The sequence below is a fragment of the Haloarchaeobius sp. HME9146 genome, from assembly GCF_025399835.1.
In the GTDB taxonomy this organism is placed as follows: Archaea; Halobacteriota; Halobacteria; order Halobacteriales; family Natrialbaceae; genus Haloarchaeobius.
Map to the genome: position 1 here is coordinate 3,153,536 of NZ_JAODVR010000001.1, position 25,626 is coordinate 3,179,161.

Consider the following 25,626-nt stretch of genomic DNA (forward strand, 5'->3'; position numbering starts at 1 on the left):
GTGGCAATTTTCTCTTGAGACTTGGCCATTATAGGGGGTGGTCCCGTATCGCATGATATGACCTTGCACGACAGGGACGTGCGACAGGACGTCAGGGAGCTTGGGGCCCTCCTCGGCGACGTACTCGAAGCGCAGGCCTCTCGAGGCGCGTTCGAGACGGTCGAATCGATCCGCGAACAGGCCATCGACTACCGACGAGACGAACTCGACAGCCGCGACGAACTCGAACGGGAGCTCGACACGCTCACGCCGGAACTGGAGAGCGTCGTCGCCCGTGCGTTCACGACGTATTTCGAGCTCATCAACCTCGCAGAGGAGCGCGAGCGCGTCCGGGCGGTCCGCCGGGCCAGCCAGGACGGCGTGCCCGCAGACGGTATCGAGGACGCCGTCCAGCAACTCGCCGACGCCGACCCCGAGACGGTCCAGCAGGTGCTCGACGACGTGCTCATCGAGCCGACGTTCACCGCGCACCCGACCGAGGCGCGCCGGAAGACCGTGAAGGCGAAGCTCCGGTCGGTCGCGGGCCACCTCGAAACCCTCGACGAGCACCGGCTCACCGACGACGACCAGGCCCGTGTCGAGCGCGACCTCGAGGCCGAGGTGACGAGCCTGTGGCAGACGCCGCAGGTCCGCAAGCGTCGCCCGCATCCGACCGACGAGGCCCGCAACGTCCAGTGGTACCTCGAGAACACGCTGTTCGACGTGGTCGGCGAGGTGTACGACGACCTCGAGCAGGCCCTCGGCGAGTCCTTCGAGGACCTCGACGTGGACAAGCTGTTCGAGTTCCGGTCGTGGGCCGGCAGTGACCGCGACGGCAACCCGTTCGTCACGCCCGAGGTGACGACGGACACCCTCGAACGCCAGCGCCGCGTCGTCCTCGACCGCTACCGCCGCGAGCTGAAGTCGTTGTCGGGCATCCTGAGCCAGGACGGGGCCCGGGTCGAGGTGGGGGACCAGTTCGCCGAGTCCCTCGAAGCCGACCGCGAGCGCCTCCCCGGCGTCGCCGACACGGCCGAGGAACGCTACCCGAACGAGCCGTACCGCCAGAAGCTGAAGCTCATGCGCGAGAAGCTCGACCGGGTGACCGACGTCCGCCCCGGCGGCTACGACTCCGCCGACGAACTGGCCGCCGACCTCGACGTGCTCGTCGAGAGCCTCGAGGCGAACGACGCGGACTCCGTCGTCGCCTCCCACCTCGAACCGGTCCGCCGGCAGGTCGCGACCTTCGGCTTCTCGCTGGCGAGCCTCGACCTGCGCGACCACCAGGAGAACCACACCGAGGCCGTCGCCGAGGCCCTGGCCAGGAGCGGCATCGACTACCGTGACAAGAGCGAAGACGAGCGCGTCGAACTGCTCACCGAGGCCGTCCTGCAGGACGAGCCCATCGTCGACGTGACCGACCGCGAGGACGTCTCCGACACCACCGAGCGCGTCCTGCGCCGGTTCGACTGCCTCGCCGACTGGCAGGACGAGTACGGCACCCACGCCATCGACACCTACGCCATCTCGATGACGGACGAGCCCTCGCACGTCCTCGAGGTGCTGTTCCTCGCCGACCAGGCCGGCGTCGTCCAGCTCCCCGAGTACTGCGGACTCGACATCGTCCCGCTGCTGGAGACCGAACGCGCCCTCTCGGGAGCCCGCCGCATCATGGGCACCCTCTACGAGAACGAGGCGTACGAGCAGGTGCTGGAGGCCCGCAACGGCACCCAGGAGATCATGCTCGGCTACTCGGACTCGAACAAGGAGAACGGCTTCCTCGCGGCGAACTGGTCGCTGTACAAGAACCAGCGCCGCCTCGCCGACATCTGCGACGAGTTCGACGTGACGTTACGACTGTTCCACGGCCGTGGCGGCTCCATCTCGCGCGGTGGCGGCCCGATGAACGAGGCGCTGCTCGCGCTGCCGAACCGGACCATCACCGGGCAGGTGAAGTTCACCGAGCAGGGTGAGGCCATCGCCGAGAAGTACGCGAACCGCCGGGTGGCAAAGCGCAACATCGAGCAGATGCTGAACGCCCAGCTCCGGGCCCGCAAGAACGCCATCGAGAATCCCGACGAGTCCATCCCCGAGGAGTGGCTCGCGGCGATGGAGACGATGGCCGATGCGGCCCGCGACGAGTACCGCGGCCTGCTGGAGACCGACGGCTTCGTCCAGTACTTCGAGCAGGCGACGCCCATCACGGTTATCGAGGACCTCAACCTCGGCTCCCGCCCGGCCTCGCGCTCGGGCGAGCGCACGGTCGAGGACCTCCGGGCCATCCCGTGGGTGTTCTCGTGGACCCAGTCCCGGTGCATCCTGCCCGGCTGGTACTCGCTGGCGACCGGTATCGACGCCTACCTCGACCAGGGTGGCGACGTCGAGACGCTCCAGGAGATGTACGACTCCTGGCCGTTCTTCCGGTCCATGCTCGACAACGCCGCACTCGCACTCGCGCGGACCGACCTCGACATCACCGAGCACTACGCCGACCTCGCCGATTCGGAGCTTCGCGAACGCTTCTTCCCGCGCCTCTCCGACGAGCACGAGCGTGCGGTCGACCTCGTGCAGACGGTCGCCGAGCGCGACGAACTGTACGCCCGCGAGTGGTTCGGCGAGAGCCTCGACCGGCGCAACCCCTACGTCGACCCGCTGAACATGCTCCAGACGCGGCTGCTCAAGCAGACCCACCGGACCGAAGAGGAAGAACAGACCCTCCGGCTGACGGTGAAAGGCATCGCTGCCGGGATGAAGAACACCGGGTGAGCTCCCGCGAGAAAACCGGGTGAGCCCCCGCGTATCGACGGGGGACACGCTCTCAGCGACGGGATAAGTAGGTCCAACCCTTACAAGGACCTGCCGACAAGTTCCTCACGAGCGGATCATGGACCCGACAGAGACAGCCCCGGCAGAGACACAGCAGCCGGCCGCAGATTCGTGTGCCATCTGTGGGACCCCGGTGACGACGAGCGAATGGCATCCAGCGGCGACGAAGACGACGGCGACCGGGAAGCTGGTCATCGTCTCGTTCTGCGGGCAGCCCTGTCGTGACGACTGGGCGGACGAACAGTAACGACGAACCGGCGGTTCTGCGGGTTCTCACGCGAATCGACGACTGGAGAGCCGAGACGGACCAGCGGCGGAACCGGGCTGTCGGGGCCGTCGTCAGTGGGACGAAAAGTCACTGACAGCCATGGGTGAGTGGCTGCCTGACACATGGGCGTTGGGGATTCGGGTACCTATGACCAGGATGTGGGCGTCCCGGTAGCGAAGGCAAGGGCGGAATGCGACAAGGGTTCCACCCCTATTCTGTTAGGAGCGGCGTCATTCTACGTCACGGACGTATTCGGCGTTCCCATCGAAGAGGTCGGTGAGGAGCTTCTGTTCGGCCGTTCTGAGGTGTTCGTGGAAGGTCGGCGAGGAGATGCCGAGTGCGGCTGCGATGTCCTCGGCGTCGCTCTGGCGCGGCCACTCGAAGTAGCCGGCATAGAGGGCCGTCTCGATGGCTTCGCGCTGGCGGTCGGTGAGTTCGTCCTCCAGTGCCGACCGGAGTTCGGCGATGCGGCGCTCGGGCCGTTGCTGTTCGCGTTTCGCCCGCATGTCCACGCGCTGGTACAGGTCCTCGAACGACTCGATGATGGACCGGATCGAGGCCGATTGCGGGAGTTCGGCGACCACGCGAGCCGTCGTCCCTTCTATCTCGAGCGTGCGTAACGTCCCGCCGTGGTCGGCCAGCAGCGTCGAGATAGGTGGGTCGACGATGGTCAGCGTGAGGAGCGTCTCGTCGCCGTCCTCGTCGACGATGGAGACCTCCTGGACGGCGTCGGTGTCGGTCGCGCGCTCGGAGATGAGCTCGACGTCGCCGCGTGTCACGGTGAAGTACTCGATGAAGGTGTGGTCGTCCAGTGCACCCGCGCCGTCGAGTTCGAGTCGGGCGTCGGCGTCGTCGACCGCCTGGAAGAACGCCGACTCGCCCGCCTGGATCTCCAGTTCGAGTTCGATGGTCTGGTCCGCGATGAGTGCCGCCCGCCGGTCAGTCGCACTGTACGCGAGGCCGACGACGCTCCGAAGCTGTGAGAGCGCGTCGACGACGCCCTCCGTGAACGCGCCCTGTTCCTCGCTGTAGATGTTGAGAACGCCGAAGAGCGTGTCCTTGTAGACCAGCGGAATCGCCGCGGCCGAACTGAACTCGCGGTCGCGCACCCCGCCACAGCACGGGTCGCTGTCGTCGGTCTCGACGTCGTCGACGACCTGGACCTCGTGGGTTCGGACCGCCGCGTCTGCCAGCGTCTCCCCGTTTGTCGAGGTAATCTGCTCGTCCTCGATAGCCGGGACAGTGGGTCCATCGCCCGCGGCCGCGACCGGTTCCAGCCCGCGGGTGGGTCCCTGGGCCCGTCCCAGCCAGACGTAGTCGAACTGGGGCGATTCGACCAGTTCATCGCAGACGAGTCGCTCGACCGCCTGCTGGCTGGCCGCTTCGACCAGCGCCTCGTTGATACCGTGGACGACCCGGTTCAGCTGGGCGATGCTCTCCAGTTCGGTCCGCTGACGGGCCAGCTCCTGTTCGCGCTCCTTGCGCTCCGTGACGTCCTGGAAGTACACCGAGAGCCCCGTCTCGGAGGGGTACGCCCGTACCGAGAACCACGCTTCGAGGGGCGGGAAGTACTCCTCGAAGGAGACGGACTCCTGGGTCTCCATCGCCTTCTCGTACTGCTGCTGGAACGTGGAGTTGATCGCCTCCGGGAAGCGGTCCCAGACGTTGTCACCGACCACCGCGTCCGGGTCGACGTCGATGAGTTCCGCACCGTGCTCGTTGACGTACCGGAAGTCGAAGTCGGTGTCGAGCGCGAAGAAGGCGTCAGTGACGCGCTCGAAGTGCGATTCGAGTTCGGTCTCGAGTCGCTTTCGCTGCGATATGTCGCGGATGATGCCGGTGTAGTAGGGGCCGTCCTCGTCCGCGAAGGCACCGAACGTCGCGAGCACGGGGACATCGTGGCCGTCAGCGTGCTGGACGTCGAGCTGGGTGGTCTGCCACTGCATCGACGGCTGCGAGCCGCTCGTGCTCGGTGAGAGAACGGCGTCGGAGGCGGCTCTGTCCGGAATCACGAACGAGAGCGGTTCCCCGACGAGTTCCTCGCTCTCGTACCCGAAGAGCGTACAGGCAGCCGGATTCACGTCGGAGATGATGCCGTCGTCGTCGACGGTCACGACGGCGTCACGGGAGTGCTGTGCGAAGACGCCGAACCGGTCGGCCGTCCCGTCCTGGTCGTCCGGCGTGGCGAGGTCGCTGGTCGCCGAGACGTAGGTGGCGAGTTCGCGGAACGGGACCTGCTGGTCGGGCTCGACCGTGTGGACGATACCCTCCGAGAACACGTCCGGCGGAATCTCCTCGCCCTCGTCGGCGAGCAGGATGAACGGGATGTCGCAGAACTCGTCGCGAATCGCATCGAGGACCGACGGGTCGTCGATCTCGGCGGCACCGACGTCCGCGATGACGCAGTCGAACTCGCCCGTATCGAGTCGCTCGCTTACTGCCGACACCGACCGCTCCGTGACGACGGACAGGGGTGGCCCTCCGGTAGTGGGCGGGGACGTGGAGGAACGCCCATCCGTCAGAAATAGAACGCTGAACTCACTGGCCATCTCGTTGGCGGTATTGCGGTCCAGAGAATGTTAAAGGCATCGCGGTAGTGACAGCTAAGAAGCGGTAAATTACGACGGTCCTACCCACGGTTTTACGGGTTCGACGCGCAGTCGTGGCAGATGCCTGAGCAGATTCGGGGACGGGAGGCGGACCGGACCTCTCAGGGCTCCATCTCCGAGGGAGGGAGGAGGTCGATCGGGAGCGCCGCCTCGGTCTCCTCGTCGAGACCGGCCCGGGCGGCCTCGCGCTTGCGCCGGAGTCGGCTCCGGAGTCGCTGCAGCTGGTCGTTCGCGTCGGCGTCCCGGTACTCCAGGCGTTCGAGAACCGTCAGTGTCGAGCGGAGGGCGTAGTACTCGCGGACACGCTCGTCGCCGAGGTCGGCGAGCGCGGCCAGTCGCTCGACCGTTCCGACGACGGTTTCGCGGTCGACCGGCTTCAGGAGGTACTCGTCGAAGGGGACGTCGAGCAGGTCGAACGCCGGGCCGACCGCCGTGACGATGGCAACCGGGCAGGAAGCGTCCCGTGCCTGCAGTTCGCGGGCGACCTCGTCACCGGAGACCGAGGGCATCCGCCGGTCGAGCAACACGACGTCGACCGCTGGTCCGTACCGCTCCAGCGCAGCCTCCCCGTCGTCCACGACCCAGACGTCGTACTCGTTGCCCAACCAGAGTGCGTACGTCTCGGCGAGGTCCTCGTCGTCGTCGACCACGAGGACCGTGGTCTTCCCCTCGGTCGCGTCACTGCTGGGGGAGTCCGTGCATGTCATAGTCGTCGCAGTTACCCTATCGTTTGACACACAGTCCCGAATTACCCCTCCCTATACACCTTGGGAACCCAGACCGCCGCCTCTTTGGGTCCCGAGCACCGAACACAGACGATGAGCGATACCCGGCGCGTCGAGGTCCACCCCGGCTGCGAGGTCGTCGTCGAGTTCGACCCCGAGTTGACGTTCGAGTGTGTCGACGACTGCACCTGGTGTTGTACCCACGGCGTGTTGCTGTACGAGCCGGACTTCTTCGAGCTGGCCGAGCGCGCGAACCTCAGCGAGGCGACCACCGAGTTCCGCGGGCACGACTTCGTCACGACCGAGGAGAAGGACCGTGACGAGCATGTCGACGAGGACGGCCGCGCCTGTTACTTCCTGCGCGACGACGGCCTCTGCTCGCTCCACCTCGACCACGACTGGAAGCCCGCCCGCTGCTCGGTGTTCCCGCTCGCGGTGACCGTCGAGGACGACGGGTTACACGTCGACATCCGGGAGTCGGCCCACGAACACTGCGAGGGCCTCGACGTCTCCGAGCGGAAGGTCATCGACAATCTCGACGCCTTCCTGCCGGAGGTGCTGTGGGAGATCGAGGACCCGACCAGTGACGTGGCGCTGTAGGCAGACGGGAGCCAAACGAACATAGGCCCGACGCACTTCTGGCTCGCGAAGCCACCGTCGCATATGACACGAGACAGCAACAGCGACCCCGCCCCGGACTACGACTGGCCGCTGGACGACCGCCCCCGAGACGACGTGGAACACGTCGGGCTCCTGGAGAAGGGGACGAACGTGTTCTACCAGCCGGCGAACTCGATGTTCTTCACCACGGAGATCGACGAGGAGCGCCGCGCCCACACCTTCGTCGAGGGGTCCGAACGCGAACTGAACCCGGAGGAGACGCCGGCCGAGGCCATCGAATCAATCGGCGAGACGACCGGCTGGGACTCGCTGAGCGAGTGGGCGGAAGAACACCTCGAATCGGGAGAGAAGTAGACGAGAACCAGAAGCGGCTATCCGACCAGCAGCCACGCGACGAAGACGATTCCACCGCCGAGCAGCGTGCTGCCGACGGCGTGGTAGCGAAGATGGTCGAGCAGGTGGTGGGCGTTGTCCGACACCTGCGCGACCTCGTACACCTCCCCGCCGATCTCACACTTCGGCAGGAAGTCCATGGCGACGTGGAGGAACACGCCGGCGGCGAAGCCGAAGACGGCCGCAGTCACGAGGGGGTCGCCCGAGAGGTCGAGGAAACTGGCCGGGATGGCCGTGAGGCCGACGCCCGTCGCGGGCAGGAGGAGGACGGTCGCCGACTTCCCGTTGGCGGCGAGTCGCCGGGCCGCAGCATATCCTGCCGGGCCCTTGTGCGAGACGATAGCGAGGCCGAGCCCGATACCGAGGGCGGGCATCGTCCCGTAGACGATACCGATGATGACGCCCGCCGCGAGGGCGTGCGCGGAGAGTTCGACCGCGGTGTGGTCGAAGCCGAGGTCGAGGTGCCCGAAGCGATGAGCGATGGTGTGCGAGCCGAACCCGGTGAGCAGGCCTGCCGCGACGCCCACTCCCGCGTATTTCATCCCGACGGCAGGGTTCGCAGCACCCTGTGCGAGCCCGAACGCCTGCGGGAGCAGGAACATCGCGGCGCTGACGACCATCGCCCCGGAGGCGAGGCCGTACCCCCAGACGAGCGTCTTGGCGTGCTGGTCCTTCGCACGGACCCCCAGTGGGATGGCGAGTGCCATCGCGAAGAACGCGACCCAGGCGATTCCGACCGGTTTGAGCGCGGACGTCGAGTCCGCGACGTAGACCGCGCCCGCAGAGAACGCGACGAGCAGACCGACGGCACCGAGGCCGACCGACGCCCCGGTCCGGCCTGCTTTGTTAACGAGAGACTGCGTGCTGCCCATGATATTACTAACTACGAGAAAGTGATTAATAACACGTTCGATTGGCCGTCTACAGGCTTTGCCGGCCCGTCAGCGCGTCGCCGACTTCCACTCCCGCAACCCGACGACCTGCCCCGCGAGGTCCTCCGCCGGACACTCGGTGGCGGCCCAGGTGAACATCGGGGCCACCTCTGCCGGGTCGCGCCCGGCCGGGCCAGAGAGGTCGGTCGCGACCTGCCCGGGGTCGACGCAGCCGACGACGTACTCGGTGTCGGCGGCGAACTGGCGGACGACGGCCTCGGCGGCCGCCTTCGAGACGGCGTAGGAGCCGATGCCGGGCTTGGCGTCGCGAGCGATCTTCCCCGTCGGCACGAGCATGCGTGCCCCCTCGTTGAGATGGGGAATCGACTCGTCGAGGGTGGCGAACACGCCCCGGACGTTCGTCCGGAGGTGGTCGTCGAAACCCGCGTACGACTCCTCCTGGATGGGCGTCTCACCGGGCGTCCCGTGGTAGACACCGGCGTTGGCGACGACAACGTCGATGCCGCCGCCGACCCGCGAGGCCGTCTCCATCAGGCGCTCCACGTCGTACTCGTCGCGGACGTCGGCCCGGACCGCGGTCGCGGTTCCCCCGGCGGACTGGATGTCCCCTGCGACCGCGTCGACGTCGTCGCCACCGCGCGCACAGAGCACGACGTGGGCCCCCCGGTCCGCGAACTCGCGTGCGATTGCTTCCCCGATGCCGCGACTCGCGCCGGTGACGACTGCTGTGAGGTCGTTCATACCCACTCGTTGGCACGCCATCCGCAGGAAAGCATCGGTCGCGGTACTCCCTGACATGCCACGGTCGCACCGACCGAACGAGGTCGGCACCGGGTTTATGCCGGTCTCATCACTACAAGAGTACATGACTTCCCTCTCTGGAACGTCGGTGGTCGTCGTCGGCTCCGGCTTCGGCGGCCTCTCGACGGCCTGCTATCTCGCTGACGCCGGCGCGGACGTGACGGTCCTCGAGAAGAACGAGCAACTCGGGGGGCGCGCCTCCGTGCTGGAGAAAGACGGGTTCCGCTTCGACATGGGCCCGTCGTGGTACCTGATGCCCGACGTGTTCGAGCGCTTCTTCGGGCACTTCGACCGCACGCCCACGGACTACTACGGCCTCGAACGGCTCGACCCGCACTACCGCATCTTCTTCAAAGACGGTGACGAGGTCGACATCACCGCCGACAAGGAGCGCACCAAACAGGTGTTCGAGTCCTACGAGGCAGGTGCTGGCGAGGCCCTCGAACGCTACCTCGACAAATCAGAGGAGAACTACGAGGTCGGGATGGAGCACTTCGTCTACGAGGACCGCTCCTCGCTCAGGGACTTCATCGACCTCGACGTGGCCCGGCAGGCCCGCGGCCTCTCGCTGCTGGGGTCGATGCAGGACCACGTCGAGAAGTACTTCGACCACCCGAAGCTCCAGCAGATCATGCAGTACACGCTGGTGTTCCTCGGCGGCTCGCCGAACAACACGCCGGCGCTGTACAACCTGATGAGCCACGTCGACTTCAACCTCGGCGTCTGGTACCCCGAGAACGGGATGGGCGGCGTCGTCGACGGCATCGTCCAGATGGCCGAGGAACTGGGCGTGGAGTTCCACGTCGACGAGCCCGTCACGGCCATCAAGGGCCGCGGCGGCGGCTTCCTCGTCGAGACCGCCCACGGGAACAAGTTCCCGGCAGACCTCGTGGTCTCCGACGCCGACTACGCCCACACCGAGCAGGAGCTCCTGCCCGAAGAGAAGCGCCAGTACGACGCCGAATACTGGGACTCGCGCACCTATGCGCCCTCGGCGTTCCTCATGTACATGGGCGTCGAGGGTGACGTGGACGAACTCGCCCACCACACCCTCGTGCTCCCGACCGACTGGGAGGAGCACTTCGGCCAGATATTCGACGACCCCGAGTGGCCCGAGAACCCGGCGTACTACCTCTGTGTCCCCTCGGAGACCGACGATTCCGTGGCCCCCGAGGGCCACAGCAACCTGTTCGTGCTCGTCCCCATCGCGCCCGGCCTGGACGACGGCGAGGAGACCCGCGAGTGGTACCGCGACCTCGTCCTCGACGACATCGCCCAGAACACCGGCGTGGACCTCCGCGACCGCCTCGTGGTCGAGGAGACGTTCTCCGTCTCCGAGTTCGGCGAGCGCTACAACTCGATGCAGGGCACCGCCCTCGGCATGGCCCACACGCTGCGCCAGACCGCACTGTTCCGTCCGCCCCACCGCTCGAAGAAGGTCGATGGCCTGTACTTCACCGGGTCGTACACCACCCCCGGAATCGGCGTCCCGATGTGTCTCATCTCGGGTGACCTGACCGCGGACTGCGTCCTGGAGGACCACGCGAACTGATGACCGACGTGGCGACCCGGCTCGCGGCGGCAGTCCCCTCCGAGGAGACGCTTCCGGGCTACCTGCTCCGGCTCTCCCGGCCCAGGTTCTGGTTCTACCTCGCCGGCCCGGTCGTCGTCGGGGTGACCTACGCCGCCACCTCGACTGCCGAGCTGTTCGCCCCCGTCGCCGTCTTGCTGTTCCTCTACTTCACGTTCCCGGCGAACGTCTTCCTCTACGGCGTCAACGACGTGTTCGACCGCGACGTGGACGAGCACAACCCGAAGAAGGAGGACAAGGAGGTCCGGTATCGCGACAGCCCGGCGGTGAACGTCCTGATACTGGCCTCGGGCGTCATCGGGCTCCCGTTCGTGTTCGTCCTGTCGCAGGAGGCCGGCATCGCCATGGCCCTCTACTACGTCCTCGCGGTGCAGTACAGCGCGCCGCCCTTCCGGTTCAAGACGAAGCCCCTGTTCGACTCCCTCTCGAACGGGCTGTACGTCCTCCCCGGCGTGGTCGCCTACGCCACCCTCGCGGGCGAGTTCCCGCCGCTGCTCGCGATTGCAGGCGGCTGGCTCTGGACGATGGGCATGCACACGTTCTCGGCCATCCCGGACATCGAACCCGACCGCGAGGCCGGGATTCTGACCACCGCGACGTTCCTCGGGGAGAGTCGGACCTACGGCTATTGCGGGCTGGTGTGGCTCGCCGCCGCGGGCGCGTTCGCCCTCGTGGACTGGCGACTCGGGCTCCTGCTCGGAATCTACCCGGTGTTCGTCGCAGGTATCGCGCTCTCGGACGTGGCTGTCGACCGGGCCTACTGGTGGTTCCCGTTCGTGAACACCTTCGTGGGTATGCTGCTGACGATGGGCGGCCTGTGGGTGATGCTGTATGGATAGGCTGGGTTCGCGGTCGAACGGACTCGACCGCCGCGGCATCGAAGCCCGCCTCGACGCCCTGGTCCGCGAGCACCGCTTCACCATCGCGGTCGTGTTCCCCGCAGTGGGAGCCGTCTCGCTCGTCGCCAGCGCAGAGGGCCTGCTCCCGGCCTTCCTGACCTACAACGCCCTGTTCATCATGTTCGGGGTCGTCGTCATGCGCCTGCCCCTCGTGGCCGGTGTCCTTCCCGTACTGGGCAAGAAGGGCCTCGCGAGCCTCGGGCTGCTCACCGTCTACGCCTACGGTATCGAGTTAGTCGGGGTCAGGACGGGCTGGCCCTACGGGCACTTCGAGTACGAGATCTCGCTCGGGCCGATGCTGTTCGGCGAGATACCCATCGGGCTCCCCGTGTTCTTCTTCCCGCTGGTCCTGAACGCCTACCTGCTCACACTCCTGTTGCTGGAGGACCGCGCAGAGAACCGCGCCATCCGGCTGCTCGCGACCATCGCGACCGTCCTCGCCATCGACCTCGTGCTCGACCCCGGCGCGGTCGCGGTGAACTTCTGGGAGTACGCGGCCCACCCCGACGGCGTCGGCGGCTACTACGGCGTCCCGGCCTCGAACTACCTCGGCTGGGTGCTCTCTGCCACTGTTGCCGTCGTGCTGTTCGACATCGCCTTCGCGGGTACGAGACTCCGCGAGCGCCTCGACTCCTGTGAGTTCATGCTGGACGACCTCGTGAGCTTCGTGGTGCTGTGGGGCAGCATCAACGCGGTGTACGCCAACTGGATTCCGGCGTTCCTCGCAGTCGGCTTCGGCTTCGGCCTCCTGCAGACCGACCGGTTCGACTTCGAGGTCGGGGACAGCGCGCTGGTTCGCGTCGTCAAAAGAGCGTTCTGAGCGGGACCGTCGCCGCACAAGGGTGGTTCAGTCGGACCCGACCCGCTCGGGGTCGGTGGTCTCGGCTGCCGTCCGGCGGGCCTCGAACGCGAGGCTCCCGACCAGCACAAGAATCATCGAGAACGCGATGAGTGAGAGGTTCGGGATGGTCAGCACCCCGAAGAACTGGTACTGGATCGTTGCACAGAACGACGAGCACATCAGCGAGTCGCCCGCGACCTGGGCGTAGGAGTGGTACGCCGCGATGAGCCAGCCGATGGCCGCGACGGGCAGGACGGTCCGGTAGACTGCGACGCGGTTCTCGACGGCGGCCACGCCGAGGACGATGACCAGCGGGTACATGAAGATACGCTGGAACCAGCAGAGTTCACAGGGGAACAACCCCATGCCGTGTCTGAAATAGAGGCTCCCGGCCGTCGCGACCGCCGCGACGAGGGTAGCTGCAACGAGGACGTGGCGCTGCATACGAGACGTGTTCATCACGTCTAGTTTGCGAGCATCTCGGATAGCCCTTCTATCAGGGCCGTGAGGAGAGGGTCGTGATGCAACCTACTCTGTCAGCCCGTCGTAGTCGCGGTGTTGCCAGCAGAACTCCTGCTCGCTGGTAATCGTCCGTTGACACGGCGTCCCGTCGTCGCATTCCACACCACAGCGATGAACTGTGGTCTCCTCGCTCTCAGACATCAGAGACGGATAGTGGCTGAAACGTAAGAAACCCTATTTTTACTCAAATACTCACAACAGTCTGGACAGGCGAGACTCACGTCTCCGCCTCCACCGGCTCGCCCGCCGTACTCGTCCCCTGTGCCGCCTCGTGCGCCTCGACGAACCGCTCGGTTCCCTTCTTCACCAGGAACGGAAATCGCTGTGCCGCCGCCAGCCCGATTCTGGTGACCCAGTCGGTGAAGATGGTCGGCTTCCGCGACTCTATCTGCCGGGCCAGCTTCCGCCCCACGTCGGCGGGGTCACTCATCTGCGAGGCGGGATAGTCGAGTTCCTTCGCCTGCCTGGTCGCAGCCAGCGTCGGATGCATCACGGTCACCGTGACGTTCGTGTTCTGGAGTTCGAGCCGCAACGACTTCGTGAACGCCTCGATGGCACCCTTGGTCGCCCCGTAGCCGGTCAGACCGGGATTGCCGACCAGTCCGACGCCGGAACTCACGTTGTGGATGATGCCCTCGTTCCGAGCTCGCATGTGCGGGAGGACGGCGTGGATGGTTCGGAGGTAGCCGAAGAAGTTGACCTCGAAGGTCTGTTTCGCGTCCGCGAGCGTCTGGTCCTCGAAGAAGCCGAAGTTCAGGACCGCGGCGTTGTTGACGAGCACGTCTATCTGGCCCCACTCGGCGATGATGGCGTCGACTGCGGCCTCGACGTCCTCGTCACTGGTCACGTCGCACTCGTGGTAGCGCAGGCTCTCGGGATGTGTCTCCTGCAGCGATTCGAGGTTCCGCACGTCGATGTCGAGGCCGACAACTCGGTAGCCGTCGTCGAGGAGGGCCCGCAGCATGTGGTGGCCGATACCCTCGTTCGCACCCGTGACGACGACGACCCGTCCCGCGCCAGAACTACTCATGCTGTAGAGAGAACGCTTGCGAGGGATATGAGGTGAGAGCCGATTCCTGCGAGGTGAGAGCGAGCGAGACGCGAGGCCCGTCGCTCAGACCGTGATGACGACCTTTCCGCGAGCGTGCCCAGTTTCGAGATACCGAATCGCTTCGGGCGTCTCCGACAGCGGATACGTCCGGTCGATGGTCGGCGTGACCGTACCGTCCGCCAGGAGTTCGGCCAGCGTCTCCAGATCCTCGGTGTTCACAGTCGCGAGGAACCCACGGAGTCGCTGGTCCGAGAACCGCCCGACAACGACAGCCCTGGCGAGCGTGCCGAGCGGCCCGAGCACTCGACCGCCCGCGCCACTGCAGAGGACGAGCGTCCCCTCGTCTGTCAGCACGCGCCGAAGCGCCGACAGCGAGTGGTTCCCCGCCAGGTCGAAGACGAGGTCGTATCGCTGCTCGCCCGTCGTGAAGTCCGTCTTCGTGTAGTCGATGACGTGGTCGGCCCCGAGCGACCGGACCAGTTCGACGTTCCGCGTGCTGCACACACCGGTCACGGTCCCGCCGAGCGATTTCGCGAGCGGGACGGCGAACGTCCCGACGCCACCCGACGCACCGTTTATCAGGACGCTCTGTCCGGCCGTCAGCTCGCCGTGGTCGCGCAGCCCCTGCAGGGCGGTGGTCGCCGCGACGGGGACCGCCGCTGCTTCTTCGAAGGAGCAGGTGGCCGGTTTCGCGGCGAACGTGTCGACACTGCCGACGACGTACTCGGCGAACGCGCCGGCTGCCTGCCCGAACACCTCATCGCCCGACTGGAACTCCGTGACGTTCGCGCCTACCGCTTCCACGACCCCGGCCACGTCGACGCCCCGGACGGGGGTCGACGGCCGTCGCAGTCCCGACTGTAGCCGCATGAGATACGGCTCGCCACGCATCATGTGCCAGTCGAGCGGGTTCGTGGCCGCCGCCCGAACACGAACCAGTATCTGGTCGGCCGTGGGGACCGGAACCGGAACCTCGCGATGCTCGAGGACATCCGGAGGCCCGTACACGTCCTGGGTGATGGCCAGCATCGTCTCCTCGCGGACCGCGCCGCGGTGGACGTGTGATGAGCCGGTCGAATCCGCTGTGACGTTGTCGCGAGTGGTCGATGCCATAGTCTCTCTGGGATTGAGACGTCGGCTGCGAGAATAGTTCTTCCGTAGAGAAATCGAAGACTGCTACCGCGTCGGCAGCCAGCGCGTCCAGCCCCGGCTGTGCTCGTGGGTCCCCGCCTCCTCGGTCGCGGGCACCGCGCTCACGCGGTGGAAGATGGCTTCGGGGTCCTTGTTCCAGAGCCAGTGCCAGCGGGTCTTGGCCACCAGCGAGAGCTTGCGGGCCAGCGAGAGGTCGGGCTCGTGGTCGATGGTGTTGTAGTCCACTTCCCGGATAGCCCGGTGGTGTTCGGCGTACAGCACCGACGCCAGAAGGACCGCGAACTGGCAGTCCTCGGGCAGGTACCGGATGCCGGCGACGCCCTCGCGGTAGAGGTCCTCGGCGCGGGAGACCTCCTCGCGGACCGCGTCGCGGAACTCGGGCGAGGAGTCGAGGTTCAGGACCTCCTCGACGTCGACGCCGTGGCGTTCCAGTGTCTCGATGGGGAGATAGACGCGGTCGCGGTCGACCACGTCCTCGCGGACGTCCCGGAGGAAGTTCGAGAGCTGGAACGCCTCGCCGAGCTTGACGGCGTGGGGGAGGGCGCGCTCGTACTCCTCGTCGGAGAGGTCCATGATGTCGGTCATCATGACGCCGACGGCGGCCGCGGAGCCGCGCATGTACTCCTCGAGGTCGGAGTACGTCTCGTAGCGGTCCGTCTCGATGTCGGCGGCCATCGCGTCGACGAACTCGTTCACCCACTCGTCGCTGATGTCGTGCTCGTCGCAGAGCTCACAGAACGCCTGCATGACCGGGTCGTCCGTCGGTTCCTGGCCGAGGGCCTGTGCGCGGAGGGTTTCGAGGCGGGCGGCCTGCTGTTCGGGGGCGTCGCCGTCGGGGTCGTCGACGACCTCGTCGGCGATCCGGAAGAAGCCGTAGAGTACGTACGTCGGGTGGCGGATGCGCTGTGGGAGGAGGCGCGTGGCGATGTGGAACGTCTTCCCCGTCTTGCGCTGGATGGCCTTCCCCGCGTTGACCTGTGTTTTCTTCATATGTAGGTTCGGTGTTCGAAAGACCGGCGAGAGCGTGCTTCCGTGGTAATCGATACGTCAGCGACGGGAATAGCCTGCGTCGGTAACCAGTTAGGTTCCCGCCCTGACAGTGCATGACGGCTCATCGCAGGTACCCCCACGAGAGGAGTTTGTCCCCGTCGTTCACCCAGCGGTCGCCGATGTCGTCGCGGTAGTACATGTTCGGGAGGATGATGTCCTCGATGCGGTCGTACGCCTGTTTCTGGGCGGCTCGCATCGAGGTTCCCTTGCCCGTGACGACCAGCGGGATGCCCGAGGAGCCGGAGACGCGCCACTGGCCGTTGGCCGGGGTGACGCCCTCCGCGGTCCCGTCGGGGCCGACTCGCTTCGCGTCCTCGATGTGGACGCCCGGCGGACGCTCGCCCTCGAACGCCTCGCGGAAGACGATGGCCGCGTTCTTCGAGTTCTCGTCGAAGGTCGCGTCGTCGTTGAACGGGAACGGCGGGAGGCAGACCCGGACACCGACCTGGAAGCCGCGATGCACCTCCAGGCCGGGGTCGTTCCCGTTTGCGATGTCGTAGAACAGCTCCGAGATGGGTGTCTTCATGCCCTCCTCCTGGATGAAGATGCCCGGGTAGCCGAAGCGCGGCGTGAACTCCAGCGGGTAGATACCCCGTCCGTTGACGATGCAGTTCAGGTCGATGTAGCCGACGTAGCCCTCCTCGGCCAGCGTCTCCTCCATCGGGCGGAGGGTGCGCTCGAACAGGCTGGTCGGCTCGGTCCAGAACATCGAGGTGCCCATCTCGCCGGTCGGCGGGCCGACGTTGCCCGGGAACAGCTTCTTGTGCTCGAAGTTGACGTTGACCGGCTCGACGAACTCGTTCCCGTTGAAGAACGCGCCGATGGCCACCTCGACGCCCTCGGCCCGGCGCTGGAGTTCGAACGACTGCATCCGGTGGCCCCAGGCCTTCTTGTACGCCCGGAGCACGTCGACCACGTCGCCGCCGTCGTCGTCCTCGCCGACGTACACCAGCCGCTTGACGTTCTGCACCTCGCCCGAGGGTTTGATGACGTACCGGGCGGGGTTGTCCTGGACGAACGAGACGGCCTCGTCGAAGTCGGTGAACCGCCTGCGAGGCAGGATGTTCACGCCGTGGTCGGCGAGTTCCTCCTGCCCGAAGCCCTTGTCCTCCTCGAGGCGGTCGGTGTACTCGGTGCCGCCGACGACCGCGTGCCCCTCCTCGCGAAGTCGTTCCGCGTGGGTCCCGTGGCCGAACACGTCGTCGAAGACGATGACGTCCGCCCAGGCGACATCGGCTTCCCAGTCGTCTGTCTTCTCGACGAAGCCGTCGGCGATCTCGCGTTCGGACTCGCTCTCGATGTAGTACCGAACGTCGTGGCCCTGCTCGCGGACGCGCCAGGCCACGTCACCGACGAGACCGTCGATAGAGACGAAAAGGAAGTTGCGTCGGTCCATACACAGAACGGGCGCGGAATGGGGGTAAATGTTTGGGAGGTGAGAATCCTCTGTGGCTGAACGGTCACTCCCGCCCGTACACCGTCGTCTCGGGATGGAACGTCAGCCAGGCGAACCAGAACATGGTGGACGTGTCGGTGGCAGAGACGAGCATCTCGCCCTCGTGTGGGCCGTCGACGGCCTCGCCGGTCAGACGGTGCCAGCGCGAGCCGTCCGCCAGGAGGTGTGCGTCGTCCACCGGCTCGAAGGTGTGGGCCTCGCCGTCGATTCGGCGGTCCCACGCCACCATGCTCCCGTCGGCCGAGAGCGTGACGACCACGGGGAGCCCGCCGACCGTCTCGTGGATGGGGCCGTCCCACTCGATCTGCTGACGGGGATACGCCCGCGCCTCGCCGTTGGCCGCGACCCCGAGGACCATGGTCCGCCGGCGGAGGCGGGTGTCCGTCCAGGTGTCCTGCCCGAAGCTGCCCAGCTCGGGGAACTGCTCGGCGAGTTCGTTCTGTCGGCCCGCGATATCGATGTCGTAGTTGTAGCGGACCTCGCCGACGACGGTCCCCGAGAGTGGCGGGGGGAGCAACACCTCGGTGGCGGGATGACGCTCGCGCCACTCGGCCCAGGTGGTCCGACTGACCGGGTGCAGGTCGAGCGTCCTCCCCGTTCGTGGCCCGCGGATGGCCGTCGCGAGCAATTGGCTCCAGAGGCTCTCGGTCTCGTCGTCGTACATCACCAGGTCGGCGTGCCACAGCAGTCCGGAGACCCCGAACGTCGCCGGCGTCCCGTCGACAGTCCGGTCGGCGACGACCCCACTCTGGCAGATGGGACAGAAGGTGACGAGCATGGGTTTCGAGAGCGTGTCGTTGACGACCTCGTGCCAGCGAAGGAGCGTCAGGGGATACGCCCGGACCGTGTCGCCGTCGACGACGCCGAGCACCTCGTCGTCCGTCGAGAGTTCGGGCTCGTAGCGCTCGCTGGTCCCGTCGCGGAAGTGGATGTCGTAGCTGACATCGGTCCAGTCTGGGCCGAAGGCGGGGTCGACGATGGCCGGGATGGCGTCCTTGCCCGCCGACCGGTGCAGGGCGGACTCGGGGACCGGCAGCGACACGTCTTCGGGGGCTGTCACGCCCCGCTGGGTCGCACCGGACTGGGCCGTCCCTGGCGGTGTCGAGCCGGTCCCCGAGGGGGACTCGTCCCCGTCACCTCCGCCAGAGAGCCCGGTACAGCCAGCCAGGCCGAGGGCACTCCCGAGCCCAGCCAGCGAACCGAGATACGCCCGTCGTCGCATAGCTCCGGATAGGCACCCCCATCCTAAAGCGGTCCGCCGCCCGTGCGAACGGACCGCACGACCCGGGAACCGACGCGAGACGCCTTCATCTCGCCCGCACAGACAGTACCGGGACGTGAGAGGAACCAGAGAAATTTAAGTAAGCACGCCCGGGATAGCCAACTAATGCGCCTGATTGCCATCGGAATCGGCCTCCTTCTGCTTCTCGCACCGGTCACGGGTGTCGCTGCCGCCGACGGCAGTACACAGGACGTGGCACTCCGAATCACCGTCGTCACCCAGAACGGGGACGGCGTCGGCAACGCCGAGGTCACCGTCACCTACGACGGCCAGAGCCAGACACGCGAGACCGTCTCGAACGGCGAAGTCCTGTTCGACGTGCCCAAGGGAGCCGACGTGAAGATCGACGTGGAACACCCCTTCCTGGTCCGGAACAACGCCGCCACCGTCACCGACGTCAGCGACGGTGACGAGGTGAGCGTGACGATGTACGAGACGGCCAGCGCGTCGTTCACCGTCGAGGACGGCGACGGCCCGGTCGCCGACGCGAACGTCAAGGTCAGGAAGGCCAACCAGCTCCCCGCGGCCACCGGCACGACCGGGAGCGACGGCAGCTTCGAGACCGGCGAGATAGAGAAGGGCGAGTACACGGTGACGGTCACCAAGCCGGGCTACTTCGACGAGGAGACCACGCTCGCCATCAGCGGGTCGACCACGGAGACCTTCGACCTCGAACAGGGGAGCGCGAACGTCCAGTTCTCCGTCGTCGACAGCCACTTCGAGGACCCGCAGCCGCTGGAAGCGACCATCGCCATCGACGGCGTCGGCTCCTTCCAGACCGACAAGAACGGGAACCGCGGCGTGACCCTCGACGTGAACACCGAGTACACGGTCACGGTGAGCAAGGACGGCTACGATGGCCAGAGCGGGACGCTCACCGTGGGCGAGACCGACAAGCAGCTCACCTACGAGATCTCGCGCACCCCCGAGCTCACGCTCGAACCGGCCAACACGCAGGTCGTCGTCGGCCAGACCGTCCGCGTCACGGTCACCGACGAGTACGGTGAGGCCGTCGAGGGCGCGACCGTCCGTGTCGGCGGGACCGACGCGGCCACGACCGGTGCCGACGGCGGTGCGACCGTCGAGATAGCGTCCGCTGGCGACGTGGAACTCGAAGCGGTGAACGGGTCGGTCACCTCGGATAGCGTCACGGTCGAGGGCGTCCAGGCCGCGACCGACGCACCCGAGCAGACCACGACGACCGGGACGACCGAACAGACCACCTCGGCACAGGCGACGACCGCGGCCGACGAAGGTGGTGACGGCTCGACGCCTGGATTCGGCGTCGGTGCTGCAGTGGTTGCGCTCCTGGGGAGTCTCCTCGTCCTCCAGCGCCGGCGCGCCTGAGACGACGAGCCCTCAGTCGAACAGGTCCTCGTGCCGGGACGCGAGGTCGGTGTAGGCACCCGACGAGTAGGCGTCTGCGATCTCTTCTGGGTCGACGCTCGTCTCCGAGAGCGGGACCACCTGTGCGGGGACGCCCCGGACGAACGACTCCGACGGGATGGTGAACCCATCCGGGACCACCGTCCCGGCGGCGACGATACTCCGTTCGCCGACCGTGACGTTCGAGTTGAGCGTCGCGTTGATGCCCACCAGCGAGCCCGTCGCCACGTCCGCGTCGTTCAGGACGGCACCGTGCCCGACCATCACGCGTTCTTCGACACGGGAGTCGTGGAAGACGGCGTTGTCGCCCACGTGTGAGCTCGCCCCGATACGGACGGGACCGACGTCACCACGGAGGACGACACCCGGCCAGACGCTCGCGTCCTCCTCGACCGTGACGTCGCCGACGAGGGTCGCGTCACGCGCCACGTAGGCGGAGTCGTGAACGTTGGGAGCCGATCCTTCGAACTCGTAGTGACGGCGGTCTACCATGCTGGGTGTCGACACGCGCCACGCTGAAAACCGTTTCCCTGAGTGACAGAGGGCGACGCGACGGGATGTGGTCGCACTCGGGAGGGGTCACGTGGGGGGCCAGACACGGTGTCGACCCGAAGCCCACCCCGTCGCCGACACAGCGCCAGCCGGTCCGGTCTCCCTACCAGCCGTGTGTCTGCGTGTTCTCGGTCCGGACTCGCGTCCCGTTCGACGCTGGTGCCGGGCGGTGTGCCCCGCCCATAACGACGCACTCCTCGGTTCAACCGGGCATAGAAGGACCCGAACGAGCCATTCGAGTGGCCCCACCCACCAATCGCGGCACATGATAACCAATAGCAATTTTTATCATAGTAACATAGTCAAATCCGTCACCCACGTATTGCGTTTTCCCTGATTTTCACCCATTAGAGGACCGTAACGTAACAATCTCGCAAAGCTTTACGTCACTAGCCCGCGTATCGTATCAACATATATTGATGAATCACTATGAGAAAACCGACGAGGGGGAGGACCGCACGGACACCACCGACGGGGGTTGGACGGTGACCGAGAGCGAGTCGACGTCGACCGAGGACGAATCGATGTCGACCGAAGGGGAAGAGTCGGCCGCAACGGGGGCTGGGGACACCGACACCGATGTCGGTCCCGAGTTCGGCCCAGTAGCCGAACAGGACACCGTCGAAGACGTGTCCGAACAGGCGGACGGGGACGCGATGGACGAGGAAGCGGCGGGTGAATCGGCAGACGCGTCCGCCACGGTTACGGAGAGTGACTCACTCGTCCCCACGGAGGAAACAGTAGACGAGCTGGAGCGCCACGAGGCCGCGACCATCCTGGAGGACGAAGAAGCCGACGCCGACGCCGACGCCGACAGCGACGAACCGTCCGAGGAGCTCGTCCGCCGCGAAGACGAGGAAGACCCCGCCGACGAGGGCGAGACGGCCGACGACGCGTCGGACGAACTCGTCGTCCGCGAGGACGACCCCGAACCGGCGGAAGACGAGGACGAGACGGAGGACCCGACCGAACTCGGCACGGAGGAGCTGGTGCTATGGGTCGAACAACAGGAGACCCTCACCAAGGACGACATCATCAAGCTCATCCTCGACGACGTGAAGGCGTACTACGACAGCGTCACGCTCGACGAGAGCTTCGCCGCGCGCCCGACGAACGAGTTCATCGACGAGCGCTGGTTCGACTTCTCGTACCTCGACGACCTCGTCGAGGTCGAGCGCTACTGGGTCAACCGCCCGTACGCGTACGTCTCCATCATGTTCTGTCCGAACCGGAAGGAGTTCCGCTACGAGGTCACGGAGGTCAAACTCGACGGCTTCGAGCGCTACGTCCGGGAGGACCTCACGCGCATCCTGCGCAACAGCCTGATGTACCACGACATCGAGTCAGAGCGCGGCCGCGAGGTCGTCTTCGAGGAGAAGTCGAAGGACATCATCGCCGAGCACGCCGCGACCGTCGAGGACGGCAGTATCTACAAGCTGCTGTACTACCTGCTGCGGGACTTCCTCGACTTCGGGAAGATAGACGCGATGATGCGCGACGAGAACCTCGAGGACATCTCGTGTGACGGTATCGACGTCCCGGTGTTCGTCTACCACGGCGACTACCGAGACCTGCGCTCGAACGTCGTCTTCGACAAGGACCGGCTGAACTCGTTCACGGTCCGGCTCGCCCAGCGCGCCGGCAAGCACATCTCCGTGTCCGACCCGCTCATCGACGCGAGCCTGCCCGACGGGTCACGCATCCAGCTCACGCTGGGCTCGGACATCGCGACCCGCGGGTCGAACTTCACCATCCGCAAGTTCGCGGAGGTGCCGTACACGCCGGTCGACCTCATCAAGTGGAACACGTTCGACGTCCACCAGATGGCGTACTTCTGGCTCGCCATCGAGAACAACAAGTCGCTCGTGTTCGCGGGCGGTACCGGGTCCGGCAAGACGACCTCGATGAACGCCATCGGGTTCTTCATCCCGCCGAACTCGAAGGTCGTCTCCATCGAGGACACCCGCGAGATCACGCTGCCCCACGACAACTGGATCCAGTCCGTCTCGCGCCCCGCCGTCACCGACGGTGGCCGCGGCGAGGTGTCGATGTACGAGCTCCTCCAGGCGTCGCTCCGGCAGCGCCCCGAGTACCTGCTCGTGGGTGAGGTCCGCACCGAACAGCGCGTCGCCCTGACGTTCTTCAACGCCATCGCGACCGGCCACACGTCGTACACGACCATCCACGCCGACTCCGTGGAGGGCGCACTCGCCCGCCTGGAGAACGCGCCGCTGTCGGTCCCGGTCCAGATGATACAGGACCTCGACGTGCTCGCCATCCAGAAGCAGATATTCACCGACGACACCCGCGTCCGCCGCAACCAGGTCATCGCCGAGGTTCACGCCAGCGACGACCTCACCGCGATAGAGACCAACGAGGTGTTCCGCTGGGACCCGCGGAGCGACGAGTACGAACGAGGCGACGAATCGCGGCTCCTCGCGGAGATCGCCGACGAACGCGGCTGGACGGCCGACGAGCTCACCGACGAGCTCGCGGTCCGGACCGAGGTCCTCAGCTTCCTCGTCGACAACGACATCACCGACTACCACGACGTCACCCGGACCATCCACACGTTCCAGCGCGACCGTGACGAGATCCTCGACGCCATCCGCGCCGACCGGCTGGACGGCGTCATCCACGCGGAGGCGCGATGAGTACCCGGGAGAGTGGAGGCGTCCAGACGCCGTTGAGCGAGGGACAGACGCCGTTGCCCGACTACGAGGTCAGCCAGTACTTCCCGCGGTCGCGGGACATGACCCCGGAGGAACGCAGCGAGCTGCGCGACCAGTACGGCGTCATCCGGACGTACTTCAAATCACGCCCCGCGAAGTACCGCGACGTCCAGCGCTGGCTGAACCAGGCCCGTATCGGGACGACCTACGACATCTACCTCACCCACAGCGCCATCCTCGCGATGGTCGGCGGTGCAGTGGGGGCGACCGTCGGGGTCCTCCTGACGTTCTGGCTCGCAAACGCCGGTATCCTCGGCGGCCTCACGTCGCCGGTCACCGCCCCTGGCGGTATCACGTCGCTGGTCTCGTCGAACCGGGTCCTGTTCGCCGGCGGTGCCTCGGCGCTGCTCCTCGGGAGTACGGTCGGAGGGTCCATCTGGGCCTTCCGGTACTACTACCCGCGGAACGTCGTCTCGAACCGCGAACGCTCCATCAACGTGGCACTCCCGCACGCCATCACGTACATGTACGCGATGAGCTACGGCGGCATGAACCTCGTCGAGGTGTTCAAGGCACTCGCGAAGTCGCACGACACCTACGGTGACGTCGCCGACGAGTTCGACATGATCGTCCGCGACATGGAGCTGTTCGGGAACGACCTGTTCACCGCGTTGCGGAACGCCCGCAACCTCACGCCGAGTGACAACCTCGAACAGTTCCTCGACGACCTCGTGAGCGTGCTCGACTCCGGTGGCGAGGTGACCTCGTTCTTCGAGGACCAGTCCAGCCACTACGCCGAGACCGCCAAGGACGAACAGGAGGAGTTCCTGGAGACGCTCTCGGTGCTCTCCGAGATATTCATCGTCGCGTTCGTCGCCGCGCCGCTGTTCATCATCGTGACGCTGATGGTCATCAGCTTCCTCGGCGGCTCGACGCTCACCCAGATGGCCGTCCTCATCTACGTGGGCCTCCCACTCGGGATGGTGGGCTTCCTGCTGCTCATCGACGTGCTCTCGGCCCCGTTCGTCCAGACGAGCGGCGTGAAGCTCGAAGAGAAGCGCGCCAGACCCATCGACACCGAGCCCGTCGAAGACGACGACCGGTTCGGTCCCTACCAGAAGGACCAGCGCCACGAGCGATTCACCGAACTCGCCCGCGACCCACTCGCGGTCGTGAAGGCGACGCCGCTCCTGTCGCTCCTGTTCACCGTCCCGGCCGCACTCGCGTTCACCGCCGCGGTCGTGTTCCAGGGCTTTGCGACCCCGTCGGTCGCCGGCTTCGAGGCCGCACCGGTCGCGGCGACGGCCCTGCTGGTCGTCCTGCCGCTGCTCATCGTGGCGATGCCGCTGTCGTACTTCCACGAACGCAAGCGCCGCCGCGAGAAGATACTCGCCGAGCGCTTCCCCGACACGCTGAACGTGCTCTCGAGTGCGAACTACATGGGCATCCCGCTCATCGACGCGCTCGACATGGTGGCTCGCTGGTCGAAGGGCGTCCTCGCAGACGAGCTCCGGCTCGTCCGCAACGACATCCACTGGAACCACGACCTCACCGAAGCACTGGTCGGTCTCGGGAACCGCCTCAAGGTACCCCACCTGACCCGCACCATCAAGCTCATCGCGGAAGGTGGCCGGTCGTCCGGCGACATGTCGAAGATCCTCGCCATCGCGGCCGAGGACACCCGCAACCGTCACCGCATCGACCGGGCCCGCCAGCGCGCGATGTCGTCGTACATCGCCATCGTGGTCATCGGGTTCCTCGTGTACCTGATGGTCATCGTGCTCATCGACGCGAGCTACTTCGGTGCCATCGCGGAGACGACCGCCGAAACGGAGAACCTCGCGGAGGCCCAGGCGGCTGGATTCGCCTCCCTGAGCAACGTCCCGCTCGACACCTACCGGGCGCTGTTCTTCCACTCCGTCATCATCATGGCGATTGGAAGTGGCATGCTCGCGGGCAAGCTCTCGGACAACGACACCCTCTCGGGGTTGAAGTACAGTATCGGCCTGACGCTCGTCGCCGTCGTGACGTTCGTCCTGGTCTGAACGAAGGGGGAG

At 66.4% G+C, this 25,626-nt stretch carries 22 protein-coding genes; 10 read left to right on the plus strand and 12 right to left on the minus strand.

Annotated features, from left to right (window positions below):
- Positions 1-57: 57 nt before the first annotated feature.
- Positions 58-2,745, plus strand: a complete 2,688-nt coding sequence (gene ppc, locus N6C22_RS16265) for a phosphoenolpyruvate carboxylase (protein ID WP_261652175.1) — start codon at positions 58-60, stop codon at positions 2,743-2,745.
- 118 nt (positions 2,746-2,863) lie between these two features.
- Complete coding sequence (locus N6C22_RS16270; protein WP_261652176.1) at positions 2,864-3,052, plus strand: hypothetical protein; 189 nt, start codon at positions 2,864-2,866, stop codon at positions 3,050-3,052.
- A 251-nt stretch (positions 3,053-3,303) separates the two neighbouring features.
- On the opposite strand, the gene N6C22_RS16275 is transcribed toward N6C22_RS16270, so the two are convergent.
- Both N6C22_RS16275 and N6C22_RS16280 read right to left on the minus strand, forming a co-directional pair.
- A complete protein-coding gene (locus N6C22_RS16275) occupies positions 3,304-5,520 on the minus strand; it encodes a bacterio-opsin activator domain-containing protein (RefSeq protein ID WP_261652177.1) in 2,217 nt (738 codons plus the stop codon).
- A 263-nt stretch (positions 5,521-5,783) separates the two neighbouring features.
- Positions 5,784-6,389, minus strand: coding sequence for a response regulator transcription factor (locus N6C22_RS16280; RefSeq protein ID WP_261652178.1), 606 nt, complete (start codon positions 6,387-6,389; stop codon positions 5,784-5,786).
- A 111-nt stretch (positions 6,390-6,500) separates the two neighbouring features.
- Here N6C22_RS16280 and N6C22_RS16285 point away from each other — a divergent pair, with 111 nt between their 5' ends.
- Together N6C22_RS16285 and N6C22_RS16290 are read left to right on the plus strand one after the other, a co-directional pair.
- Positions 6,501-7,007 carry a YkgJ family cysteine cluster protein gene (locus N6C22_RS16285; RefSeq protein ID WP_261652179.1) on the plus strand — a complete coding sequence of 169 codons (507 nt, stop codon included), beginning with the start codon at positions 6,501-6,503 and terminating at the stop codon, positions 7,005-7,007.
- A 63-nt stretch (positions 7,008-7,070) separates the two neighbouring features.
- Complete coding sequence (locus N6C22_RS16290) at positions 7,071-7,382, plus strand: hypothetical protein (protein ID WP_261652180.1); 312 nt, start codon at positions 7,071-7,073, stop codon at positions 7,380-7,382.
- A gap of 17 nt (positions 7,383-7,399) precedes the next feature.
- Here the strand turns inward: N6C22_RS16290 and N6C22_RS16295 are convergent, their stop codons facing one another.
- Together N6C22_RS16295 and N6C22_RS16300 are read right to left on the minus strand one after the other, a co-directional pair.
- Positions 7,400-8,296 (minus strand): ZIP family metal transporter, encoded by an 897-nt coding sequence (locus N6C22_RS16295; RefSeq protein ID WP_261652573.1) that lies wholly within the window; start codon positions 8,294-8,296, stop codon positions 7,400-7,402.
- Positions 8,297-8,362: 66 nt separating this feature from the next.
- A complete protein-coding gene (locus N6C22_RS16300; RefSeq protein WP_261652181.1) occupies positions 8,363-9,055 on the minus strand; it encodes an SDR family NAD(P)-dependent oxidoreductase in 693 nt (230 codons plus the stop codon).
- Between the two features lie 124 nt (positions 9,056-9,179).
- Between N6C22_RS16300 and N6C22_RS16305 the strand changes: the two genes are divergently transcribed.
- From N6C22_RS16305 to cruF, 3 genes are read left to right on the plus strand one after another with little or no spacing between them, the layout of a single operon-like run.
- A complete protein-coding gene (locus N6C22_RS16305) occupies positions 9,180-10,667 on the plus strand; it encodes an NAD(P)/FAD-dependent oxidoreductase (RefSeq protein WP_261652182.1) in 1,488 nt (495 codons plus the stop codon).
- Positions 10,667-11,545, plus strand: coding sequence for a prenyltransferase (locus N6C22_RS16310; RefSeq protein WP_261652183.1), 879 nt, complete (start codon positions 10,667-10,669; stop codon positions 11,543-11,545). Before N6C22_RS16305 ends, N6C22_RS16310 begins: the two co-directional genes overlap by 1 nt.
- Complete coding sequence (cruF, locus tag N6C22_RS16315; RefSeq protein WP_261652184.1) at positions 11,538-12,425, plus strand: bisanhydrobacterioruberin hydratase; 888 nt, start codon at positions 11,538-11,540, stop codon at positions 12,423-12,425. The genes N6C22_RS16310 and cruF overlap by 8 nt, the downstream gene beginning before the upstream one ends.
- A 27-nt stretch (positions 12,426-12,452) precedes the next feature.
- On the opposite strand, the gene N6C22_RS16320 is transcribed toward cruF, so the two are convergent.
- The 7 genes from N6C22_RS16320 to N6C22_RS16350 form a co-directional block, all read right to left on the minus strand.
- A complete protein-coding gene (locus N6C22_RS16320; protein ID WP_261652185.1) occupies positions 12,453-12,905 on the minus strand; it encodes a disulfide bond formation protein B in 453 nt (150 codons plus the stop codon).
- Between the two features lie 69 nt (positions 12,906-12,974).
- Positions 12,975-13,109 (minus strand): hypothetical protein, encoded by a 135-nt coding sequence (locus tag N6C22_RS16325; RefSeq protein ID WP_261652186.1) that lies wholly within the window; start codon positions 13,107-13,109, stop codon positions 12,975-12,977.
- A 76-nt stretch (positions 13,110-13,185) separates the two neighbouring features.
- Entirely contained in the window at positions 13,186-13,998 is an 813-nt protein-coding gene (locus N6C22_RS16330) for an SDR family oxidoreductase (RefSeq protein ID WP_261652187.1), read from the minus strand.
- 84 nt (positions 13,999-14,082) lie between these two features.
- Positions 14,083-15,132 carry an NAD(P)-dependent alcohol dehydrogenase gene (locus N6C22_RS16335; protein ID WP_261652188.1) on the minus strand — a complete coding sequence of 350 codons (1,050 nt, stop codon included), beginning with the start codon at positions 15,130-15,132 and terminating at the stop codon, positions 14,083-14,085.
- A 63-nt stretch (positions 15,133-15,195) separates the two neighbouring features.
- Positions 15,196-16,161 carry a phytoene/squalene synthase family protein gene (locus N6C22_RS16340; protein ID WP_261652189.1) on the minus strand — a complete coding sequence of 322 codons (966 nt, stop codon included), beginning with the start codon at positions 16,159-16,161 and terminating at the stop codon, positions 15,196-15,198.
- 121 nt (positions 16,162-16,282) lie between these two features.
- Positions 16,283-17,617 carry a phosphoribosylamine--glycine ligase gene (locus N6C22_RS16345; protein WP_261652190.1) on the minus strand — a complete coding sequence of 445 codons (1,335 nt, stop codon included), beginning with the start codon at positions 17,615-17,617 and terminating at the stop codon, positions 16,283-16,285.
- A gap of 64 nt (positions 17,618-17,681) precedes the next feature.
- Positions 17,682-18,899: a DUF3179 domain-containing protein gene (locus N6C22_RS16350; protein ID WP_261652191.1), complete on the minus strand. Its 1,218-nt coding sequence runs from the start codon at positions 18,897-18,899 to the stop codon at positions 17,682-17,684.
- Between the two features lie 165 nt (positions 18,900-19,064).
- Here N6C22_RS16350 and N6C22_RS16355 point away from each other — a divergent pair, with 165 nt between their 5' ends.
- The gene (locus N6C22_RS16355; RefSeq protein ID WP_261652192.1) at positions 19,065-20,306 is read left to right on the plus strand and encodes a carboxypeptidase regulatory-like domain-containing protein; all 1,242 of its coding nucleotides are present in this window, start codon (positions 19,065-19,067) and stop codon (positions 20,304-20,306) included.
- Positions 20,307-20,318: 12 nt separating this feature from the next.
- On the opposite strand, the gene N6C22_RS16360 is transcribed toward N6C22_RS16355, so the two are convergent.
- Positions 20,319-20,837 carry a gamma carbonic anhydrase family protein gene (locus N6C22_RS16360; RefSeq protein WP_261652193.1) on the minus strand — a complete coding sequence of 173 codons (519 nt, stop codon included), beginning with the start codon at positions 20,835-20,837 and terminating at the stop codon, positions 20,319-20,321.
- 479 nt (positions 20,838-21,316) lie between these two features.
- Here N6C22_RS16360 and N6C22_RS16365 point away from each other — a divergent pair, with 479 nt between their 5' ends.
- Both N6C22_RS16365 and N6C22_RS16370 read left to right on the plus strand, forming a co-directional pair.
- A complete protein-coding gene (locus N6C22_RS16365) occupies positions 21,317-23,551 on the plus strand; it encodes an ATPase, T2SS/T4P/T4SS family (RefSeq protein ID WP_261652194.1) in 2,235 nt (744 codons plus the stop codon).
- Positions 23,548-25,614, plus strand: a complete 2,067-nt coding sequence (locus N6C22_RS16370; RefSeq protein ID WP_261652195.1) for a type II secretion system F family protein — start codon at positions 23,548-23,550, stop codon at positions 25,612-25,614. Before N6C22_RS16365 ends, N6C22_RS16370 begins: the two co-directional genes overlap by 4 nt.
- Positions 25,615-25,626 lie beyond the last annotated feature (12 nt).

Bases quoted from the DNA above. Each gene is read 5' to 3' on its own strand.
- ppc (WP_261652175.1), top strand. From the start codon at position 58: ATGACCTTGCACGACAGGGACGTGCGACAGGACGTCAGGGAGCTTGGG.
- N6C22_RS16270 (WP_261652176.1), top strand. From the start codon at position 2,864: ATGGACCCGACAGAGACAGCCCCGGCAGAGACACAGCAGCCGGCCGCA.
- N6C22_RS16280 (WP_261652178.1), bottom strand. From the start codon at position 6,389: ATGACATGCACGGACTCCCCCAGCAGTGACGCGACCGAGGGGAAGACC.
- N6C22_RS16285 (WP_261652179.1), top strand. From the start codon at position 6,501: ATGAGCGATACCCGGCGCGTCGAGGTCCACCCCGGCTGCGAGGTCGTC.
- N6C22_RS16290 (WP_261652180.1), top strand. From the start codon at position 7,071: ATGACACGAGACAGCAACAGCGACCCCGCCCCGGACTACGACTGGCCG.
- N6C22_RS16300 (WP_261652181.1), bottom strand. From the start codon at position 9,055: ATGAACGACCTCACAGCAGTCGTCACCGGCGCGAGTCGCGGCATCGGG.
- N6C22_RS16305 (WP_261652182.1), top strand. From the start codon at position 9,180: ATGACTTCCCTCTCTGGAACGTCGGTGGTCGTCGTCGGCTCCGGCTTC.
- N6C22_RS16310 (WP_261652183.1), top strand. From the start codon at position 10,667: ATGACCGACGTGGCGACCCGGCTCGCGGCGGCAGTCCCCTCCGAGGAG.
- cruF (WP_261652184.1), top strand. From the start codon at position 11,538: ATGGATAGGCTGGGTTCGCGGTCGAACGGACTCGACCGCCGCGGCATC.
- N6C22_RS16320 (WP_261652185.1), bottom strand. From the start codon at position 12,905: ATGAACACGTCTCGTATGCAGCGCCACGTCCTCGTTGCAGCTACCCTC.
- N6C22_RS16325 (WP_261652186.1), bottom strand. From the start codon at position 13,109: ATGTCTGAGAGCGAGGAGACCACAGTTCATCGCTGTGGTGTGGAATGC.
- N6C22_RS16330 (WP_261652187.1), bottom strand. From the start codon at position 13,998: ATGAGTAGTTCTGGCGCGGGACGGGTCGTCGTCGTCACGGGTGCGAAC.
- N6C22_RS16335 (WP_261652188.1), bottom strand. From the start codon at position 15,132: ATGGCATCGACCACTCGCGACAACGTCACAGCGGATTCGACCGGCTCA.
- N6C22_RS16340 (WP_261652189.1), bottom strand. From the start codon at position 16,161: ATGAAGAAAACACAGGTCAACGCGGGGAAGGCCATCCAGCGCAAGACG.
- N6C22_RS16345 (WP_261652190.1), bottom strand. From the start codon at position 17,617: ATGGACCGACGCAACTTCCTTTTCGTCTCTATCGACGGTCTCGTCGGT.
- N6C22_RS16350 (WP_261652191.1), bottom strand. From the start codon at position 18,899: ATGCGACGACGGGCGTATCTCGGTTCGCTGGCTGGGCTCGGGAGTGCC.
- N6C22_RS16355 (WP_261652192.1), top strand. From the start codon at position 19,065: ATGCGCCTGATTGCCATCGGAATCGGCCTCCTTCTGCTTCTCGCACCG.
- N6C22_RS16360 (WP_261652193.1), bottom strand. From the start codon at position 20,837: ATGGTAGACCGCCGTCACTACGAGTTCGAAGGATCGGCTCCCAACGTT.
- N6C22_RS16365 (WP_261652194.1), top strand. From the start codon at position 21,317: ATGAATCACTATGAGAAAACCGACGAGGGGGAGGACCGCACGGACACC.
- N6C22_RS16370 (WP_261652195.1), top strand. From the start codon at position 23,548: ATGAGTACCCGGGAGAGTGGAGGCGTCCAGACGCCGTTGAGCGAGGGA.